The 19,653-nt window shown below is 69.5% G+C and carries 15 protein-coding genes; 12 read left to right on the forward strand and 3 right to left on the reverse strand.

Annotated features, from left to right (window positions below):
* Positions 1 to 1,556: acyl-CoA synthetase (locus ACFO27_RS05760; RefSeq protein ID WP_376816474.1), on the forward strand; the 1,556-nt coding region annotated here is incomplete at its 5' end.
* Between the two features lie 18 nt (positions 1,557 to 1,574).
* On the opposite strand, the gene ACFO27_RS05765 is transcribed toward ACFO27_RS05760, so the two are convergent.
* Both ACFO27_RS05765 and purN read right to left on the reverse strand, forming a co-directional pair.
* Positions 1,575 to 2,960 (reverse strand): RsmB/NOP family class I SAM-dependent RNA methyltransferase, encoded by a 1,386-nt coding sequence (locus ACFO27_RS05765; protein ID WP_376816530.1) that lies wholly within the window; start codon positions 2,958 to 2,960, stop codon positions 1,575 to 1,577.
* A gap of 163 nt (positions 2,961 to 3,123) precedes the next feature.
* A complete protein-coding gene (gene purN / locus ACFO27_RS05770) occupies positions 3,124 to 3,813 on the reverse strand; it encodes a phosphoribosylglycinamide formyltransferase (protein WP_376816475.1) in 690 nt (229 codons plus the stop codon).
* 82 nt (positions 3,814 to 3,895) lie between these two features.
* On the opposite strand from purN, the gene ACFO27_RS05775 reads away from it, so the two are divergent.
* The 11 genes from ACFO27_RS05775 to ACFO27_RS05825 all read left to right on the forward strand — a co-directional run bounded on the left by ACFO27_RS05775 (position 3,896) and on the right by ACFO27_RS05825 (position 15,711).
* Complete coding sequence (locus tag ACFO27_RS05775) at positions 3,896 to 4,861, forward strand: bifunctional riboflavin kinase/FAD synthetase (RefSeq protein ID WP_376816476.1); 966 nt, start codon at positions 3,896 to 3,898, stop codon at positions 4,859 to 4,861.
* The gene (ileS, locus tag ACFO27_RS05780) at positions 4,818 to 7,676 is read left to right on the forward strand and encodes an isoleucine--tRNA ligase (protein WP_376816477.1); all 2,859 of its coding nucleotides are present in this window, start codon (positions 4,818 to 4,820) and stop codon (positions 7,674 to 7,676) included. Before ACFO27_RS05775 ends, ileS begins: the two co-directional genes overlap by 44 nt.
* A complete protein-coding gene (gene lspA / locus ACFO27_RS05785; protein ID WP_376816478.1) occupies positions 7,669 to 8,217 on the forward strand; it encodes a signal peptidase II in 549 nt (182 codons plus the stop codon). The genes ileS and lspA overlap by 8 nt, the downstream gene beginning before the upstream one ends.
* A 12-nt stretch (positions 8,218 to 8,229) precedes the next feature.
* Entirely contained in the window at positions 8,230 to 9,426 is a 1,197-nt protein-coding gene (gene coaBC / locus ACFO27_RS05790) for a bifunctional phosphopantothenoylcysteine decarboxylase/phosphopantothenate--cysteine ligase CoaBC (RefSeq protein WP_376816479.1), read from the forward strand.
* Positions 9,427 to 9,492: 66 nt separating this feature from the next.
* Complete coding sequence (dut, locus tag ACFO27_RS05795; protein WP_376816480.1) at positions 9,493 to 9,960, forward strand: dUTP diphosphatase; 468 nt, start codon at positions 9,493 to 9,495, stop codon at positions 9,958 to 9,960.
* A gap of 646 nt (positions 9,961 to 10,606) precedes the next feature.
* On the forward strand, positions 10,607 to 11,749 hold the full coding sequence (locus tag ACFO27_RS05800) for a branched-chain amino acid ABC transporter substrate-binding protein (protein ID WP_376816481.1): 1,143 nt from the start codon (positions 10,607 to 10,609) through the stop codon (positions 11,747 to 11,749).
* A 113-nt stretch (positions 11,750 to 11,862) separates the two neighbouring features.
* Positions 11,863 to 12,765, forward strand: a complete 903-nt coding sequence (locus ACFO27_RS05805; RefSeq protein WP_376816482.1) for a branched-chain amino acid ABC transporter permease — start codon at positions 11,863 to 11,865, stop codon at positions 12,763 to 12,765.
* A 16-nt stretch (positions 12,766 to 12,781) separates the two neighbouring features.
* Positions 12,782 to 13,738: a branched-chain amino acid ABC transporter permease gene (locus tag ACFO27_RS05810; RefSeq protein ID WP_376816483.1), complete on the forward strand. Its 957-nt coding sequence runs from the start codon at positions 12,782 to 12,784 to the stop codon at positions 13,736 to 13,738.
* Positions 13,735 to 14,586, forward strand: coding sequence for an ABC transporter ATP-binding protein (locus ACFO27_RS05815; protein WP_376816484.1), 852 nt, complete (start codon positions 13,735 to 13,737; stop codon positions 14,584 to 14,586). The genes ACFO27_RS05810 and ACFO27_RS05815 overlap by 4 nt, the downstream gene beginning before the upstream one ends.
* Positions 14,583 to 15,296, forward strand: a complete 714-nt coding sequence (locus ACFO27_RS05820; RefSeq protein ID WP_376816485.1) for an ABC transporter ATP-binding protein — start codon at positions 14,583 to 14,585, stop codon at positions 15,294 to 15,296. The genes ACFO27_RS05815 and ACFO27_RS05820 overlap by 4 nt, the downstream gene beginning before the upstream one ends.
* Positions 15,297 to 15,429: 133 nt before the next feature.
* Positions 15,430 to 15,711 (forward strand): peptidylprolyl isomerase, encoded by a 282-nt coding sequence (locus ACFO27_RS05825; RefSeq protein WP_376816486.1) that lies wholly within the window; start codon positions 15,430 to 15,432, stop codon positions 15,709 to 15,711.
* A 74-nt stretch (positions 15,712 to 15,785) separates the two neighbouring features.
* On the opposite strand, the gene putA is transcribed toward ACFO27_RS05825, so the two are convergent.
* Positions 15,786 to 19,571, reverse strand: a complete 3,786-nt coding sequence (putA, locus tag ACFO27_RS05830; RefSeq protein WP_376816487.1) for a trifunctional transcriptional regulator/proline dehydrogenase/L-glutamate gamma-semialdehyde dehydrogenase — start codon at positions 19,569 to 19,571, stop codon at positions 15,786 to 15,788.
* Between the last annotated feature and the right edge of the window lie 82 nt (positions 19,572 to 19,653).

Genomic DNA, 19,653 nt, shown 5'->3' on the forward strand with positions numbered 1-19,653 from the left:
ATTTCGGCCGGCCGGCGGACGTCCGGCGCGGCGGCCGCAACCTGATCGGCGACGCCTTCGCGCGGTCCGTGCGCCGCAACCCGGATGGCACGGCCCTGGCGTTCGAGCCGCGCAGCTGGACCTACGCGGAACTGGACCGGGGCGCCAACCGCGTCGCCCACCGGCTGCTGGCCCTGGGGCTGCGGGCCGGGGACCGGGTGGCCGCCTACGGACGCAACTCCGACGCCTACGTCCTGCTGTGGCTGGCCTGCGTCAAGTCGGGCCTGATCCACGTGCCGGTCAACTATGCGCTGCTGGACGCGGAATTGCGCTACATCATCGAGCAGTCCGGCGCCCGGGCGCTGTTCCACGACGCCGACCTGGGCCAGTCGATCCAGGCGCTTGGCGGCACGCCGGACTGCGCCTGGCTGGGCACGCTGACGGGCGGCCGCGACCTCGACGTCCTGGCCTGGGCCCTGGGCGACGGCCCGGAGGCCGCCCCGGACATCGCGCTGGACGAGGAAGCCATCGCCCAGCTGCTGTACACCTCGGGCACGACGGCCGCGCCCAAGGGCGCCATGATGAGCCACCGGGCGCTCCTGGCCGAATACGCCAGCACGCTCCTGGCAACCGACATCCGCGGCGAGGACCGTTCGCTGGCCGCCCTGCCGCTGTACCACTCGGCCCAGATGCACGTGTTCCTCATGCCCCAGCTGCTGGTCGGCGCGACGACGCTGCTGATCCAGGCGCCGCAGCCCGACCGCTGCTTCGAGCTGATCGCGCGCGAACGGGTGACGTCGTTCTTCGCGCCGCCCACGGTCTGGATCGCCTTCCTGCGCCATCCCGGCTTCGATCCGGCGCGGCTCGCGTCGCTGCGCAAGGGCTACTACGGCGCCTCGATCATGCCGGTGCCGGTGCTCCAGGAACTGGCCCGGCGGTTGCCGGACCTGCGGCTGTACAACTGCTACGGCCAGAGCGAAATCGCGCCCCTGGCCACGGTGCTGCGTCCCGAAGACCATGCCGAACGCCCCGCCTCGGCCGGACGGCCCATCTTCAACGTCGAGACCCGCATCGTGGATGCCGACCTGCGCGACATGCCGGCCGGCGAGATGGGTGAAATCGTCCACCGCTCGCCCCAGCTCATGAGCGGCTACTGGAACAAGCCCGAGGAAACCGCCGCGGCGTTCGCCGGCGGCTGGTTCCATTCCGGGGACGTCGGCCACATGGACGAGGCCGGTTATCTGTACGTGACCGACCGCATCAAGGACATCATCAACACCGGCGGCGTCGTGGTGGCCAGCCGCGAAGTCGAGGAATGCCTCTACACCCACCCGGCGGTGGCGGAAGTCGCCGTCATCGGACTGCCCGACGAGCGCTGGATCGAGGCCGTCACCGCGGTGGTCGCGCTGAAGCGGGACGCCCAGGCCAGCGCGGACGAGCTCATCGCCCACGTCCACGCGCGACTGGCGCCCTTCAAGGTCCCGAAACGGGTCTTCTTCGTCGAGGACATGCCGCGCAACGCGTCGGGCAAGCTGCTCAAGCGCGAATTGCGCGACCGCTACGCGGCCGGGGACTGAACCGCGCGGCGCGGCCGCTCAGGTTTCATCGGCGGCCTGGGGCGCATCCGTGGCCGGCGCGCCGGCACTGGCATCGCCCGCGGCCGGCGCGCCGTCATCGGCCGCCGCGTCGCCGGGCTGATCGCTGCCGGGTTGGCCGGTATCGGCGCCGGCATCCGCCCCGTCCGCCGCCGGCCGAGCGGCCTTGGCGCGCTGCATCACGGCGGCGAAGAAGCCGTCGGTGCCGTGGACGTCGGGGCGCAGCCGCAGGAAGGGGCCGTCCAGTGCCACCTCGATGCCCCGGTCGGCCAGGATGGCGCCGGCGTCCAGCAGGGAGAATTCCGGGTGCCCGGCCAGGAAGGCTTCGACCTGGCGCTCGTTTTCCTCGGGCAGGATGCTGCAGCTGGCATACACCAGCCGCCCGCCCGGCATCACGCAGGCGGCGGCGTCGCGCAGGATCGCCGCCTGGGTCTCGCACAGCTGGGCCAGGGATTCGGGGTGCTGGCGCCATTTCAGGTCGGGATTGCGGCGCAGCGTGCCCAGGCCGCTGCACGGCGCGTCCACCAGCACGCGGTGGGCCTTGCCCCGCAGCCGCTTGACGCGCTGGTCGTTGCGCTCCGCGATGGCCACCGGCACGATGTTGGACAGGCCGCTGCGCGCGAAGCGCGGCTTGGCCCGGGCCAGGCGGGCGGCCGACACGTCGAAGGCGTACAGCCGGCCGGTGGAGCGCATCAGCGCGCCCAGCAGCAGGGTCTTGCCCCCCGCCCCGGCGCAGTAGTCGATGACCATCTCGCCGCGCCGGGGCGCCACCAGCGCCGCCAGCAGCTGGCTGCCCTCGTCCTGGACCTCGATCTCGCCGCGCTCGAAGGCGCCCCAGCGGTTGACGGGCGGGCGCCCCTGGATGCGGATGCCCCAGGGGGAATACGGCGTCGGCCGCGCCGCCCAGCGGGCCTCGGGGCCCTGGGCCCAGGCGGCCAGCAGGGCCTCGCGCTCGGCCTTGAGCGGATTGATCCGCAGGTCCAGGGGCGCGGGCGCGTTCAGGGCCCGCAGCAGGGATTCGGCATCCGGCAGGGCCGCCAGGCGTTCGTCCAGCCAATCCGGCATGCTGTGGCGCACCGCCCGGGGCAGGCCGGCGGCGGACAGCGACAGGACGTGGTCCAGCCAGGCGCGTTCCTGCTCGTCCAGGCCGGTGTCCAGGGTCTCGCGCGGCCAGACGGAGGCCAGGCCCAGCACCGCCAGGCGCCGCGTGCCCGAGCCCGCGCCGATTTCGGCGAACTGGCGGTAGCGCCGCAGGTGGCGCAGCACGTCGAACACCGCCTCGGCGATCTCGCCCCGGTCGCGCAGCCCGGCGTTGGCGTGCGCGCGGAACCAGTGCGACAGCACGGCGTCGGCCGGGTATTTCCATTGCAGGACCTCGCCCAGCACCTGGCGCACCTGCTCGATGCGCGCCGCCGCCATGACGTAGGGCCGCGCGGGCTGGCCCGCCGCCTGGCCGCGTCCGGCGTCCTTGCCCCGGGGTGCCTGGGCGTCGCGGCCGCCGCCGGCGGCCGCGCGGGCGCGCGGCCGGGAGCGGGATCCGTCCCGCGTGTCATTCCTGCTCATGATGATCCTCGTTGAAAAGCGCCGGGCCGGCCCAGGCGCGGTGCGGAACGTCCGCGACCGAGACCCGGCCGTCCTCCAGCAGCCGCACGCGGCCCTGTGCCAGCCAGCGCAGCGCCTGAGCGTAGACCTGGTGTTCGACCGGCAGCAGCCGGGCCGCCAGGGTGTCGGGCGTGTCGCCGGCCAGCACCGGAATGGCGCCCTGGGCGATGATCGGCCCGTGGTCGAGCACCGGGGTGACGAAATGCACGGTGCAGCCATGCCATTGCACGCCCTGGGCCAGGGCCTGGGCATGGGTATGCAAACCGGGGAAGGCCGGCAGCAGCGAAGGATGGATGTTGACGATGCGGCCGTCGAAATGGCGCACGAAATCGGCGCCCAGCACCCGCATGAAGCCGGCCAGCAGGATGTAGTCGGGCGCCAGGGCGTCCAGCCGTGTCCGCAAGGCGGCGTCGAAGGCTTCGCGGCTGTCGAAGTCGCGGTGGGACAGGGCTTCGGCGGGCAGGCCGCGCGCGCGCGCCCAGTCCAGCCCCGCCGCGTCGGCGCGGTTGGACAGCACGGTACATATATCGACGGGCAGGCCTTCGGCCGCGGCGGTCTCGGCCAGCGCCTGCATGTTCGAGCCGCGGCCCGAAATCAGGATGGCCACCCGGATCGGCCGGTCGGGGGAATGCGGCATGCGCGAGGTCTCCAGTGAAAAAGGAGTGATGACGGCCCGGCGGGAATCCTGGGCGCAAACGTAAAATTGTAAACTCTCGCCTGTGAATACCGAACTCCGCCTCTACCGCCACCTGCCCCGGCACGATTCGACGGCCCCCAGCGCCGTGACCATCGGCAATTTCGATGGCGTGCACCGGGGCCACCAGGCCATCCTCGCCCAGGTCCGTGAACGGGCCGGCGCGCTCGGGCTCGTGCCCACCGTGATGACCTTCGCGCCCCACCCGCGCGCCTTCTTCGCCCGCAAGGGCCAGCGTCCGGAACTCATTCCCACGCAGATCAGCAGCCTGCGCGACAAGGTCGCCCTGCTCGCCGAACACGGCATGCGGCAGATCGCGGTCCAGCGCTTCGACCAGCGCCTGGCCGACATGGGCCCCGAGGACTTCATCCGCCGCCTGCTGGTGCGGGGCCTGAACACCCGCTGGCTGCTGGTCGGCGAGGACTTCCGCTATGGCCACAAGCGCAGCGGCGACATCGACCTGCTGCGCCGCATGGGACGCGAGCACGGCTTCGAGGTCCGGACCCTGGCCGACGTCGCCGACGACCAGGGCCAGCGCATTTCCAGTTCCGCGCTGCGCACCGCGCTGGCGGTGGGCAACCTGGAACGCAGCGGCGAACTGCTGGGCGCCCCCTACCGCATCGGCGGGCACGTCATCCACGGCCGCAAGCTGGGCCGCGACCTGGGTTTCCCGACCCTGAACCTGCGCGTGCCCGAACCCTGCGCGGCGCGCTCCGGCATCTACGTGGTGCGCGTGCACGGGCTGGACGAACGCCCCCTGCCGGGCGTGGCCAGCCTGGGCGTGCGCCCCACGGTCACCCGCGACGGCACGCTGTTGCTGGAGACGCACATCCTCGATCGGCGGGTGGATGCCTACGGTAAACTGGTGTGCGTCGAATTCCTCGAGTTCCTGCGCGACGAGGAATCCTTTCCCGACCTGACCACCCTGACCGCCGCCATCCGCCAGGATGCGCAAGGCGCTCGCGACTATTTTGCCTCCCATGGACTATAGAGACACCCTGAACCTGCCCGAATCCCCCTTTCCCATGCGCGGCGACCTGCCCAAGCGCGAGCCGGGCTGGATCAAGGAGTGGGAGGAAAAAGGCCTGTACAAGCGGCTGCGCGATGCCCGCCAGGGTGCGCCCCTGTTCATCCTGCACGATGGTCCGCCCTACGCCAACGGCAAGATCCACATCGGCCACGCGGTCAACAAGATCCTCAAGGACATGATCGTCAAGAGCCGCCAGCTCGAAGGATTCGACGCGGTGTACGTGCCGGGCTGGGACTGCCACGGCCTGCCGATCGAGAACGCCATCGAGAAGCTGCACGGCCGCAACCTGCCGCGCGACGAGATGCAGGCCAAAAGCCGCGCCTTCGCCACCGAGCAGATCGCGCAGCAGATGACGGACTTCAAGCGCCTGGGCGTGCTGGGCGACTGGGACCATCCCTACAAGACCATGAACCGCACCAACGAGGCGCTGGAACTGCGCGCCTTGAAGAAGGTCATGGAACGCGGCTTCGTCTATCGCGGCCTCAAGCCCGTGTACTGGTGCTTCGACTGCGCCTCGTCGCTGGCCGAGTTCGAGATCGAGTACGCCGACAAGAAAAGCCAGACGCTGGACGTGATGTTCCCGGCCGCCGATCCCGGCAGGCTGGCCGCCGCCTTCGGCCTGGACAGGCTCGACAAGGAAGCCTTCATCGTCATCTGGACGACCACGGCCTGGACCATCCCCGCCAACCAGGCGCTCAACGTCAACCCGGAACTCGAATACAGCCTGGTCGACACCGAACGCGGCCTGCTCATCGTCGCCTCGGCGCTGGTCGAAAAGTGCCTCGAACGCTGGAAACTGCAGGGCAGGGTCGTCGCCACGGCCAAGGGCGAAAAGCTCGAACACATGCCCTTCAGGCACCCGCTGGCGCACGTGGACAAGGGCTACGACCGCCTCGCGCCCGTGTACCTGGCCGACTATGCCACGGCCGAGGACGGCACCGGCATCGTGCACTCGTCGCCCGCCTACGGCCTGGACGACTTCAACTCCTGCACGGCCAACGGCCTGGCCTACGAGGACATCCTCAATCCCGTGCAGGGCCACGGCGTGTACGCGGACGACCTGCCGCTGTTCGGCGGCCAGCACATCTGGAAGGCCGTACCCGCGATCCTCGACGCACTGAAGGCCGCGGACCGCCTGGTGGACACCACCACCATCACCCACAGCTACCCGCACTGCTGGCGCCACAAGACGCCGGTGATCTACCGCGCCGCCGCGCAGTGGTTCATCCGCATGGACGAGGGCGAGGGCGTGTTCACCGACCCGGCCCAGAAGCCCGCGAAGACGCTGCGCCAGATCGCGCTCGAAGCCATCGAGCAGACCGATTTCTACCCCGAGAACGGCAGGATCCGCCTGCGCGACATGATCGCGGGACGGCCCGACTGGTGCATCTCGCGCCAGCGCAGCTGGGGCGTGCCCATCCCGTTCTTCCTGCACGTGGACACGGGCGAGCTGCACCCGCGCACGATGGAGATCATCGACCAGGCGGCCGACATGATCGAACAGGGCGGCGTGGAAGCCTGGAGCCGCGTGACGGCCGAGGACATCCTGGGCGCCGAGGACGCCAGGCACTACACCAAGAGCACCGACATCCTGGAAGTCTGGTTCGACTCGGGCTCCACCTTCTGGCACGTGATGCGCGGTTCGCATCCGGCCATGCACCACGACAGCGGCCCCGAGGCCGACCTGTACCTCGAAGGCCACGACCAGCACCGCGGCTGGTTCCACAGCTCGCTGCTGCTGGCTTCGGCCATCTTCGGCCGCGCGCCCTACCGCGGGCTGCTCACCCACGGCTTCACCGTGGACGGCCAGGGCAAGAAGATGAGCAAGTCGCTGGGCAACACCGTGGCGCCGCAGGACGTGAGCGGCAAGATGGGCGCCGAGATCATCCGCCTGTGGGTGGCGTCGACCGACTACTCGGGCGACCTGGGCATCGACGACAAGATCCTGGCGCGCGTGGTGGACAGCTACCGCCGCATCCGCAACACGCTGCGCTTCCTGCTGGCCAACACCAGCGATTTCGACGCGGCGACGGACGCCGTGGCCTACGAGGATCTGCTGGAGATCGACCGCTACGCCCTGGCGCGCGCGGCCCAGCTGCAAAAGGAGATCCTCGGCCACTACCAGGTCTATGAATTCCACCCCGTGGTCGCCAAGCTGCAGCTGTTCTGCTCCGAGGACCTGGGCGGCTTCTACCTCGACGTGCTGAAGGACCGCCTCTACACCACGGCCCCAAAGAGCCTGGCGCGCCGCAGCGCCCAGACCGCGCTGCACCGGATCACCCACGCGCTGCTGCGCTGGATGGCCCCGTTCCTCTCGTTCACGGCCGAGGAAGCCTGGAAGATCTTCGGCAGCGGCGACAGCATCTTCCTGGAGACGTTCACCACCCTGCCCGAGGGCGACGAGGCGCTGCGGGCCAAATGGACGCGCATCCGCGAAATCCGCGACCAGGTCAACAAGGACATCGAGGCCGTGCGCGCCGAAGGCAAGGTCGGCGCCTCGCTGCAGGCCGAGGTGACCGTCGCGGCCCAGGCCGAGGACCTGGCCCTGCTGCGATCGCTGGAGGACGACCTGAAGTTCGTCTTCATCACCTCCGCGGCCCGGGCCGTGGCGGGCGACGGCGACCTGCGGATCACGGTGCAAGCCACGACGCACGAGAAGTGCGGCCGCTGCTGGCACCACCGCGCCGACGTCGGCCGGGACCCCGCGCATCCGGAACTCTGCGGCCGCTGCGTGGACAACCTGTACGGCGATGGCGAGGCCCGCGTCCATGCCTGATCCGGGCCTCGGCCCGGATGCCGGGCCGGGCGGGCCGCCGGCCGTGCCGCGCGCGGCGCGCCTGCGGCCGCTCGCCGGCTGGCTGGCCTGGGCGCTGGCGCTGGTGCTGCTGGACCAGGCGACCAAGGCCTGGATCTCGGGCGCGCTGGGCTACGGGCAGCGCATCGCCGTGCTGCCGGTCTTCGACCTGACCCTGCTGCACAACACCGGCGCGGCCTTCAGCTTTCTCGCCGACGGCGGCGGCGCCCAGCGCTGGCTGTTCACCGGCATCGCCGCGGCCGCCGCCGTCCTGATCCTGCGCTGGCTGTATACCCACGCGACGGAGCGCCTGCTGTGCGCGGCCCTGGCGAGCATCCTGGGCGGCGCCCTGGGCAACGCCATCGACCGCCTGCTGCACGGCCACGTCGTCGACTTCCTGCTGTTCTACTGGCGCGACTGGTACTTCCCGGCCTTCAACCTGGCCGACGTGGCCATCACCTGCGGGGCCGCGCTGCTGATCCTGGACGAAATCCTGCGCGCCCGCCGCGCGCGCCCATCCTGAAGGAGGCCCTCCATGGACCTGTCGGGCAAACGCATCATCCTGGGGCTGACGGGCGGCATCGCCTGCTACAAGTCGGCCGAACTGCTGCGCCGCATGCAGGACGAAGGCGCCACGGTGGACGTGGTGATGACCGAGGCCGCCACCCGCTTCATCACGCCGGCCACGATGCAGGCCCTGTCCGGCCGTCCCGTCTGGGTGGACGCCTGGGACGCGCGCATGGACAACCGCATGGCGCACATCAACCTGACGCGCGGCGCCGACGCGGTCCTGGTGGCGCCGGCCAGCACCGATTTCCTGGCGCGCGCCGCTCACGGACTGGCCGACGACCTGCTGACCACGCTGTGCGTGGCGCGCGGCGCCGTGCCGCTGCTGGCCGCGCCGGCCATGAACCATGAAATGTGGACCCACCCGGCCACCCAGCGCAACGCGGCGCAGCTGCGCGCCGACGGCGTGGCGCTGATCGGCCCGGACGCCGGCCCGCAGGCCTGCGGCGAGACCGGCTCGGGCCGCATGATGGAACCCGACCGGATCCTGCGCGCCCTGATCGCCTTCTTCCAGCCCAAGACGCTGGCGGGCCGCCGCGTGCTGCTCACGGCCGGCCCCACCAGCGAGACCATCGATCCGGTGCGGGTGCTCACGAACCGCTCGTCCGGCCGCATGGGCTACGCCCTGGCCCGGGCGGCGGCCGAGGCCGGCGCGGACGTGACCCTGGTGTCAGGCCCCGTCGCGCTGCCCTGCCCCGACGGCGTCGAACGCGTCGCCGTGCGCAGCGCCGCCGACATGCACGCCGCCGTGATGGCGCGGGCCGGCGACGCCGACCTGTTCATCGCCGTGGCGGCCGTCGCCGACTGGGGCATCGCCAATCCCTCGTCCCTGAAGCTCAAGAAGCAGCCCGGCGGCCAGCCGCCGCAGCTGGAATTCGTCCAAAACCCCGACATCCTGGCCGAGGTCGCCGCCCTGCCCGGCGGCCCCTGGTGCCTGGGCTTCGCCGCCGAGACCGACCGCCTGGCCGAACACGCCCAGGCCAAACGCACGCGCAAGGGCATCCCCGCCATCGTCGGCAACCTGGCCCAGGACGCCATGGACGCCGAGGACGCCGAACTGGTGATCTTCGACGACGAGGGCGCCCACCCCCTGGCGCGGCAGCCCAAGCTGCGGGCCGCCCGGCAACTGGTCGCCTGGATCGCCGAGCATCTGCCCCCCCGCTGAACTCCAGCGGGGCGAGCGACCCATCGGCGCCGCGCCCCGCCTCTTCCATCACGGACCTTCATCATCATGCAACGACGACTCATCCAGGCCCGCATCGTCAACCCCCTGCTGGGCACGGACGCGATCCCCCTGCCCGACTACGCCACGGGCGGCTCCGCCGCCCTGGACCTGCGCGCCTGCCTGGAAGCGCCCCGGACCCTGGCACCCGGCGAACGCCTGCCGGTGCCCACCGGCCTGGCCCTGAACATGATGGACCCCGGGCTGGTGGCCATCGTGGCCTCGCGCTCGGGCCTGTCGCTGAAGCACGGCATCCGCGTCGCCCAGGGCATCGGCGTCATCGACGCCGACTATCACGGGGAGATCAAGGTCCTGCTGACCAACGACAGCGATACGCCCTACGACATCCAGCCCGGCGAACGCATCGCGCAACTGCTGTTCCAGCCGGTCGTGCAGGTCGGCCTGCACGTGGTCGAGGCCTTCGGCACGGTCACCGAGCGCGGCGAAGGCGGCTTCGGCAGCACCGGCCGGCACTGAGCCGGACGCCGGCCATGCGCGCCGGCCATGCGCCGCCATGGACCGGGCGGCTTGCGGCCCCCCTCCCGGCGGCCGGCCTGGATCAGGGTTTATACCAATCCGCCACCGGATGAGCCTGTCCGATCCGATCCCGAGCACCGTCCGCGGCCTACGATCCGCGATTTCCGGCGCTCGCCCGCGCGGTATCCTCCGCCCTTCCGGCAGGAAGGCAATATTTCATTGTTTTTAATAAGTTGCGTCTTATATTCCAGGATGCCGGGGCGCTGTCCAGTCAGGGTTTATCCCAGTTTTTCTAAAAAATATTATCAATATATTATGTAGCCAGTCCAAAATGACCGGAACGGTCTGGAATCGCGCGGGCATTCATCTAGGCGATATCCCTGGTTGCACTTGCAGATTTCAGATGGTTATACTTCGCCCGTCTTTCAGGTTGCGCCTTTTCCCTCTCCGGGGGGTTCTACCTGATCGGCAGGGTTAACCAAAACCCTCGCAAGGCCCTGCCGGCGCCATCGCCTGCGGGACCCGAGAGGCCCAGGTCCTCTTTCCATCGAGACAAGGGCATCCCCCGGAAAGAGGCCGATCGCATCGCACGCGCTCTACCCGACCCATCACCGCGATTGGATCCGTCACAAAGGAGAATCCAGACATGAGCAGGCTGACCAAACTTTCCACCCTCACCGCAGCGATCCTGCTGGCGACCGGCGCCGGGACGGCGCTCGCCGCCGACGGCCCGATCAAGATCGGCGTCCAGGCGCCCATCACCGGCGAATACGCCGCCGAGGGCCAGGGCATCCAGAACGGCGTCCAGCTGCTGGTCAAGCAGCAGAACGCGGCGGGCGGCCTGCTGGGCCGCCAGATCCAGGTGATCGTGTGCGACGACGAAGGCAAGGCCTCGCAGGCCGCCATCTGCGGCCGCAAGCTGGTGAACGACGGCGTGATCGCGGTGATCGGCACTTACACCAGCGGCGCCGCCCTGGCCGCCGCCCCGATCTACTCCGCCGCCAACGTCATCCAGACTTCCGACGGCACCAGCGACGAACTGACCCAGCGCGGCTGGAAGACCTTCTTCCGCAACGCGCCGCCCAACAGCGACGAAGCCGTCTTCGCCGCCAACTACATGGTCAACGTCAAGAAGTACCAGCGCATCGCGGTGCTGAGCGACCATTCCAGCTACGCCACCGGCCTGGCCCAGAGCGTCAAGAAGGCGGTCCAGGACCAGAAGGGCAACCTCGTGGCCGACGACTTCATCAACGCCGGCACCCAGGACTACAGCGCCGTGCTGACCAAGCTGAAGTCCAAGAACCCGGACGTCCTGTTCTTCTCGGGCTACTACACCGACGGCGGCCTGATCCGCGCCCAGATGAAGCAGCTCGGCATGAACACGGTCTTCATCGGCGGCGACGCCAACCAGAACGCGGCCTTCGCCAAGATCGCCGGCAACGCGGCCCAGGGCGCCATCATCGTCAACGTGCCCGCCCCGGAAAACCTGCCCTACCCGGAAGCCAAGAAGTTCCTGGCCGACTACACCCAGGCCTTCGGCTCGGCGCCTCCCAGCATCTACACCTTCACCAACGCCGACGGCCTGCGCGCGGTCTTCGCCGCCATCGAAGCAACCAAGAGCGCGGACACTTCCAAGCTCATTCCCTGGCTGCACGACATGAAGCAACCCTTCCCCGGCCTGACCGGCCCCTTCACCTGGGATGACAAGGGCGAACGCATCGGCAGTCCGATGTCGGCCTTCGAAGTCCAGGCCGACGGCAGCTACAAGACCGTCTACCCGACGAACTGAGCCCGCCGCCCGACGGCGCCCGCGCCCCCCGCGGGTCGGGCGCCGCCCTTTCCGCCGCGCCCGGTCCCGGGCGACGCGCCTGCCGCGACGCGGCTCTCTCTGGAAACCGATCGATGGACTTTATCCTCCAGCAATTCATCAATGGGGTGACGGTCGGCGGCATCTACGCGCTGATCGCGCTGGGCTACACCATGGTCTACGGGGTGCTCAAGCTGATCAACTTCGCCCACGGCGACCTGTGCATCCTGGGCGCCTTCATCGGCCTGACCACCCTCACCTCCGGCGTCTTCGGCGGCCTGTCCACGCCGGTCCTGCTGATCCTGGCGTTCCTGATCGCCATGATCGCGGTGGCCGTGGCCGGCACCCTGCTCGACCAGTTCGCCTACAAGCCCCTGCGCAAGGCCCCGCGCCTGTCGGCCGTGGTGTCCGCCCTGGGCGCCTCGATGCTGATCCAGAACGGCATCATGCTGATCTGGAGCCCGAACGTCCAGGTCTTCCCCAACAACCTCCTGCCCAACATCAACTGGGAAATCGGCGGAGCCCACATCAGCTTCGTCCAACTGCTGATCATCGTCGGCGCCTTCGTGCTGATGGCCGCGCTGTATTTCTTCGTGCACCACACCCGCGTGGGCACCGCCATCCGCGCCACCGCCATCGACCAGGACGCCGCGCGCCTGATGGGGGTCAACGTCAACCGCGTGATCGCCATGGTCTTCATCATCGGCCCGGTCCTGGGCGCGGTGGGCGGCCTGTTCATCGGCCTGTACTACCGCCAGACCTACTTCACCATGGGCTGGTCCTACGGCCTGAGCGCCTTCATCGCAGCCATCATCGGCGGCATCGGCAACATCCCCGGCGCCATGCTGGGCGGGCTGGTGCTGGGCCTGTTCAACGCCTTCGCCGCCGGCTACGTCTCCAGCTCCTGGCAGGACGCCATCACCTTCGCCCTGCTGATCGCCATCCTGCTGGTGCGCCCCACCGGCCTGCTGGGCGAACGCGTCGCGGAAAAGGTGTAATCCCATGGACAAACACATGAACCAAGCCTCTCCGGCCGCCCCCGCGGGCCAGGCCCGCGCGCTGCGCCTGGCCGGTCCCGCGCTGTGGATCCTGGGCCTGCTGATCCCGCAGCTGCTCTCGCCCGCCTGGATCACCATCGGCGGCATCTTCGCCATCTACTCCATCGTCGCCCTGTCCCAGGACATCGTGCTGGGGCGCGCCGGGATGTACGACATGGGCCACGCGGTCTTCTTCGGCATCGGCGCCTACACCTGCGCGATCCTGTCGCTGTCCTTCAACTGGCCCGTCCTCTGGACCATTCCGGTGGCCATCGTGCTGGCCGCGGCCCTGGGCGCCATCCTGTCGGCGCCCATCGTCAAGCTGCGCGGCGACTACCTGCTGGTGGTCACGATCGGCTTCAACGCCATCTTCGTGCTGGCCATGCAGAACAACCTGTTCGGCCTGACCGGCGGCGCGGACGGCCTGTTCGGCGTGAGCGGCCCGACGCTCTTCGGCCACATGTTCGGCACGCAAAGCGACCTGTTCTACCTGAACTGGGTCGTGCTGGCCGTGGTCCTGTGGCTGATGGGCAACCTGGACCGCTCCTCGCTGGGGCGCACCTTCCGCTACATCAAGCACGACGAACTGGCGGCCGGCACCCTGGGGGTCAACGCCCGCAACTACAAGGTCGCCGCCTTCGCGCTGTCGGCGGGGCTTGCCGGGCTCGCCGGCACGCTGTTCGCCATGCAGCTGTCGGCCGTCAGCCCGGGTTCGTTCCGTTTCACCGATTCGGTGGTGCTCTTCGCCATCGTGCTGGTCGGCGGCCAGGCCTCCGTGCCCGGCGTGCTGCTCGGCACCGCCATGATGTTCGTGGTGCCGCAGATCTTCACCGAATTCGCCCAATACCGCTATCTGGCCTTCGGCGTGGCGATGATCCTCGTCATGATCCTGCGTCCGCAGGGCATCTGGCCGGCCCGCAAGGGGATCATATGATGAACACCGCCGTTTCCAGCCCGTCCGGCGACGGGTCCGACATCCTGCTCGAACTCGACGGCATCGGCATCAGCTTCGGCGGCCTGCGCGCGGTCGACGACCTCAGCTTCAAGATCCGGCGCGGCGAGATCGTCGGCCTGATCGGCCCCAACGGCGCCGGCAAGACCACGGTGTTCAACATGATCACCGGGGTCTACCGGCCCACCGACGGCCACATCCGCTGGCACGGCCGCGACATCACGGGGCTCGCGCCGCACCGCATCGCCGAGGCCGGCATCCGCCGCACCTTCCAGACCATCCGCCTGTTCCAGGACATGACGGTGCTGGAAAACGTGATCGCCGGCCAGCACCTGCGCATGCGCCAGTCCTGGTGGCAGGGCCTGCTGAACACGCCCGCCCAACGCCGCGAGGAACGCGAACTGGTCGAACGCGCCATGACGGTGCTGCGCCAGCTCGACCTGGCCGACGTGGCCCAGGAGATCGCGACGTCCCTGCCCTACGGCGCCCAGCGCCGCGTCGAGATGGCCCGCACGCTGGTGGCCGAGCCCGAGCTCATCATCCTGGACGAACCGGCCGCCGGTCTGAACGAACAGGAATCGGCCGCGCTGAACGACACCATCCGCGCCATCCGCGACGCCGGCATCACCGTGATCCTGGTGGAACACGACATGAGCGTGGTGATGAACGTCACCGACAACATCGTCGTGATCAACTTCGGCAAGAAGATCGCCGAGGGCAAGCCCGCCGAAATCCGCAGCAATCCGCTCGTCATCGAGGCCTACCTGGGCCAGGACGACGACGAGGACGATCCGCTGATGAACGCCATACAAGACCAGGTGAACGCATGACCGCTCCTCTGCTCCAGATCGAAGACCTGCGCGTCAGCTACGGTCACATCCAGGCCCTCAAGGGCATTTCCCTGAGCGTCCAGGAAAAGGAGGTCGTGGCCATCCTGGGCGCCAACGGCGCCGGCAAGACGACGCTGATGCGCACCCTCAGCGGCCTGATCACCCCGCAGTCGGGCAAGATCACCTTCGCCGGGCATGAGACCACCCGCATGGGCGCCGACCGCATCGTGCGCCTGGGCATCGGCCAGTCTCCCGAAGGCCGCCGCGTGTTCGGCACCCTGTCGGTGGCGGAAAACCTGCGCATGGGCGGCTTCACGCGCCCGACGGCCGAAACCGAGGAAAGCTGCGAGCACGTCTACAAGATCTTCCCGCGCCTGCGCGAACGCCGCGACCAGCTCGCCGGCACGCTGTCGGGCGGCGAGCAGCAAATGCTGGCCATCGGCCGCGCCCTGGTGACCAAGCCGCGCCTGCTGCTGCTGGACGAGCCCAGCCTGGGCCTGGCCCCGATCATCGTGCGCAACATCTTCCAGGTGCTGCGCGAGGTGCGCGACACAGGCGTCACGATCCTCATCGTGGAACAGAACGCCCGCATGGCGCTGAAGCTGGCCGACCGCGGCTACGTACTGGAAGTGGGCAAGCTGTCGCACGAGGGCTCCTCGCGCGAGCTGCTGGCCTCGCCGGAGATCCAGGCCGCGTATCTGGGGCATTGAGGCGGCGTCCTCCCCAGCGAAGCATCACCGGACGGCCCCGCGGGGCCGTCCTTTTTTGTCATGAACCGTTCGGGTTAAGCTATGGAGCTTGCTCCTCAAGCCCCATCGATTCAATTTCACAGGAAAAATCCCCATGACCCAAGCCTCCGCCCGCCACATCCTGGTCGATACCGAAGAACAGTGCCTGAAGCTGAAGGCCGACATCGAAGGCGGCGCCGATTTCGCGGCCGTCGCCCGCGAGCATTCCAGCTGCCCGTCCAGCCGCGACGGCGGCAACCTGGGCACCTTCGGCCGCGGCCAGATGGTGCGCGAATTCGACGAGGTCGTCTTCAGCGCGCCGGTGGGCGTGGTCCAGGGGCCGGTCCGCACCCAGTTCGGCTACCACCTGGTGGAAGTGACCGACCGGCAGGATTGATCGGTTCGATCCTCCGATCGCAAAAAAGGGGGGCACCGGTCGGTGCCCCCCTTTTTTCTTCAGGCGATACCTGATTACCCTACCATCATCAGGCTGGCGTTGCCTCCGGCGGCGGCGGTGTTGACGCAGACCGAGACTTCGCGGACCAGCATTTCCAGGGGATAGGCCTTGCCGGCGGAGAGTTCGTCGGCGCGGCGGGCCAGGATCGGGACGATCGGACCGGGGCGGCCGGCGACCGCGCGGGACAGCGTCTGCAGGCCGTCGCTGTCGCCCTCGTAGAGGACCGCCTGGAAGTCGGCCGTGACGGCGGCGTCCGGCGCCACCCAGCGGATGCCGGCGGACGCCGGGCGCGCCGCGTGGAAGGCGCGCACTTCGGGATGATCCACCCACAGCATGTCGTTGCCCGTGCGGTGGCAGGCCTCCAGTTGCGCCTGCGCCCCGGCCGCGCTGGCCGCGTGGCACAGCACCGTGCCGCGCGGCTTCAGGTGGTACTGGTTGGTCTCGCCAGTGGGTCCGGGCAGCGTCAGCGGCCGGGCGCCCTTGCCCACCACCCCTTCGACCGGCAGGGAACTGGGCGTGTCGACCAGCAGGCGGTGCAGGTACAGGGGGCCGCCGGCCTTCGGACCGGTACCCGACAGGCCCTCGCCGCCGAAGGGCTGCACGCCCACGGTCGCGCCGACGATGTTGCGGTTCACGTAGATGTTGCCCGCGTGGATGCGGTCGGTGACGTGGCGCACGGTCTCGTCCAGGCGGGTATGGACGCCGAAGGTCAGGCCGTAGCCCCGGCCGTTGATGGCGTCGATCACCGCGTCGAGATCCTGGCGGCGGTAGCGCAGCACGTGCAGGACCGGGCCGAAGACTTCGCGCTCCAGCTCGGCGATGTCGGAGATCTCGATCAGGGTCGGCGCCACGAAGGTGCCGTGGCGCACCTGGTCACCGTCCATCGGATGCCGGTCGACGGCATGGCCGGCCGCCCGCATGGCCTGGACGTGGCGCTCGATCACGGCCTGGGCCTCGGCGTCGATCACCGGACCGATGTCGGTGGACAGCAGTTCGGGACGCCCCACGCGCAACTCGTTCATGGCGCCGCGCAGCATCGTCAGGGTGCGGTCGGCGCAATCTTCCTGGACGCACAGCACGCGCAGCGCGGAACAGCGCTGGCCCGCCGAATCGAAGGCCGAGCTGAGCACGTCGTAGACGACCTGCTCGGTCAGTGCCGAGGAATCCACGATCAGGGCGTTCTGCCCGCCGGTCTCGGCGATCAGGGGGATCGGGTGGCCGGCGCCGTCCAGCCGGTCGGCCAGCGTGGCGGCGATCAGCCGGGCGACCTCGGTCGAGCCGGTGAACATGACGCCGCGCACCGCCGGACTGGCGACCAGGGCCGCGCCGACGGTCTCGCCCCGGCCCGGCAGCAGCTGGACCGCATCGGCCGGGATGCCGGCGCGATGCAGCACCGACACGCCGTAGGCGGCGATCAGCGCGGTCTGCTCGGCCGGCTTGGCCAGCACGACGTTGCCGGCGGCCAGGGCGGCCGCGACCTGGCCGGTGAAGATGGCCAGGGGGAAGTTCCAGGGGCTGATGCACAGCACCGGGCCCAGCGGCCGGTGGCTGTCGTTGGAGAAGGATTCCTCGATGCGGACGGCGTAGTAGCGCAGGAAATCGACCGCCTCGCGGACTTCGGCGATGGCGTTGGGGAAGGATTTGCCCGCCTCGCGCACGATCAGGCCGATGGCCGACTGCATCTCGTCTTCCATCAATTGGGCGGCGTGCCGCAGGCACTGCGCCCGCTCGGCGGGCGGCGTGGCCTGCCAGATCGGCGCCGCGTACTCGGCGCGTCCCAGGGCGGCCTGGACATCGGCCGCGTCGGCTTCGATCACCTGGCCGACCACGTCGCGGTGGTCCGCCGGATTGAGGACGGGACGGGCGCGCTCGTCCTGCCATTCGCCGGGAGGCGCGGCACGCCATTCCTGGGTGGCGCTGCCCAGCAGCGCGGCCGCCAGGGAGCCCAGGCGATGCTCGTTGCTGAGATCCAGGCCGGCCGAGTTGGCGCGGTCCTCGTGCGCCCGGTACAGATCGCGCGGCAGGGGGATGCGGTCGTGCGGCGCCCCCAGGGGCTGGACGGCGCGGGCCTTGCGGACCGGATCGGCCACCAGGGCGTCGATGGGCAGGTCGCGGTCGCCGATCTGGTTGACGAAGGAGGTGTTCGCGCCGTTTTCCAGCAGGCGGCGCACCAGGTAGGCCAGCAGGGTCTCGTGCGTGCCCACGGGGGCGTAGACGCGGCAGGGGCGGTTCAGGCGGCCCTTGGCCACCGGGCCGACGACCTCTTCATAAAGCGGTTCGCCCATGCCGTGCAGGCACTGGAACTCGTACTGGCCGGGATAGTAGTTCTCGCCCGCCATGTAGTAGATGGAGGACAGCGTCTGGGCGTTGTGCGTGGCGAACTGGGGAAAGACGGCTTCCGGGGCGGACAGCAGCTTGCGCGCGCAGGCCAGGTAGGACACGTCGGTGTGGATCTTGCGCGTGTAGACCGGGTAGCCTTCCAGGCCGTCGACCTGGGCGCGCTTGATCTCGGAATCCCAGTAGGCCCCCTTGACCAGGCGGACCATCAGGCGGTGCTTGCTGCGGCGCGCCAGATCGATCACGAAATCGATCACGAAGGGCGCGCGCTTCTGGTAGGCCTGGATGACGAAGCCGATGCCGTTCCAGCCCCGCAGGCGTTCATCGAAGCACAGGGCTTCCAGCAGGTCCAGGGACAATTCCAGGCGGTCGGCCTCTTCCGCGTCGATGTTCAGGCCGATGTCGTAGCGGCGCGCCAGCGCGGCCAGTTCGACCATGCGCGGCAGCAGTTCTTCCATGACCCGGTCGCGCTGGGCGCGCGAATAGCGCGGATGCAGCGCCGACAGCTTGATGGAGATGCCGGGGCCTTCGTAGATCCCGCGCCCCTGGGAGGCCTTGCCGATGGCGTGGATGGCCTGCTCGTAGGACTGGTAGTAGCGCTCGGCGTCCTCCGCCGTCGTGGCGGCCTCGCCCAGCATGTCGTAGGAATAGCGGAAGCCGACGTCCTCGAACTTGCGGCTGTTGGCCAGGGCCGAGGAGATCGTCTGGCCGGTGACGAACTGCTCGCCCATCAGGCGCATGGCCATGTTCACGCCGCGCCGGATCAGCGGCTCGCCGCCCTTGGCGATCAGGCGCGTCAGGGCCTGGGACAGGTTCTGTTCGCTGTTGACGCTGACCAGCTTGCCGGTGACCAGCAGGCCCCAGGTGGCCGCGTTGACGAACAGCGAGCGGGATTCGCCCACGTGCGCGCGCCAGTCGCCGTGGCTGATCTTGTCGCGGATCAGGGCGTCGCGCGTGGCCTGGTCGGGAATGCGCAGCAGCGCCTCGGCCAGGCACATCAGGGCGACCCCTTCCTGGCTGGACAGCGAGAATTCCTGGATCAGGCCTTCCACCCCGCCCCCCTTGCGCTTGTCGCGCAGGGTCTGCACCAGCCGGCGGGCCAGGGCCTCGACCTGGACGGGCTGCAGCGATTCGGCCTGGTCCACCAGCATGGCCACGCATTCCGGCTCCGGCCGGCGGTAGGCGGCGGTGATGGCGGCGCGCAGCACGGACTGCGGCAGGACTTCCTGGGCGAACTCGTGGAACGGCGCCAGCGCTTCGGGTTCCGCCACAGCCTCCACGGATTCCGCGTCGGGACGCCGGTCGATCTCGGCGGGCACCTGGCCGCGCTCGATGGCCTCGATGTAGCTCAGCAGGGCCTGCTTGTGCAGCCAGTGCGGCGTGCAGCCCAGTGAATCCGCCAGGGTCCGCAGGCGCTCGCGCAGCGCCTCATCGACCTTTACACCCAAGGTTACAGTTGCCATGTTCGAGGTATTCCACGTTGGTAGCGCCGGCCGGGAAGCCAGCTCGCATCAGGCGCCATGCTAAAAGGTTGCACCTGAACTC

Source organism: Castellaniella denitrificans (genome assembly GCF_042653765.1).
Classification (GTDB): domain Bacteria; phylum Pseudomonadota; class Gammaproteobacteria; order Burkholderiales; family Burkholderiaceae_B; genus Castellaniella; species Castellaniella denitrificans.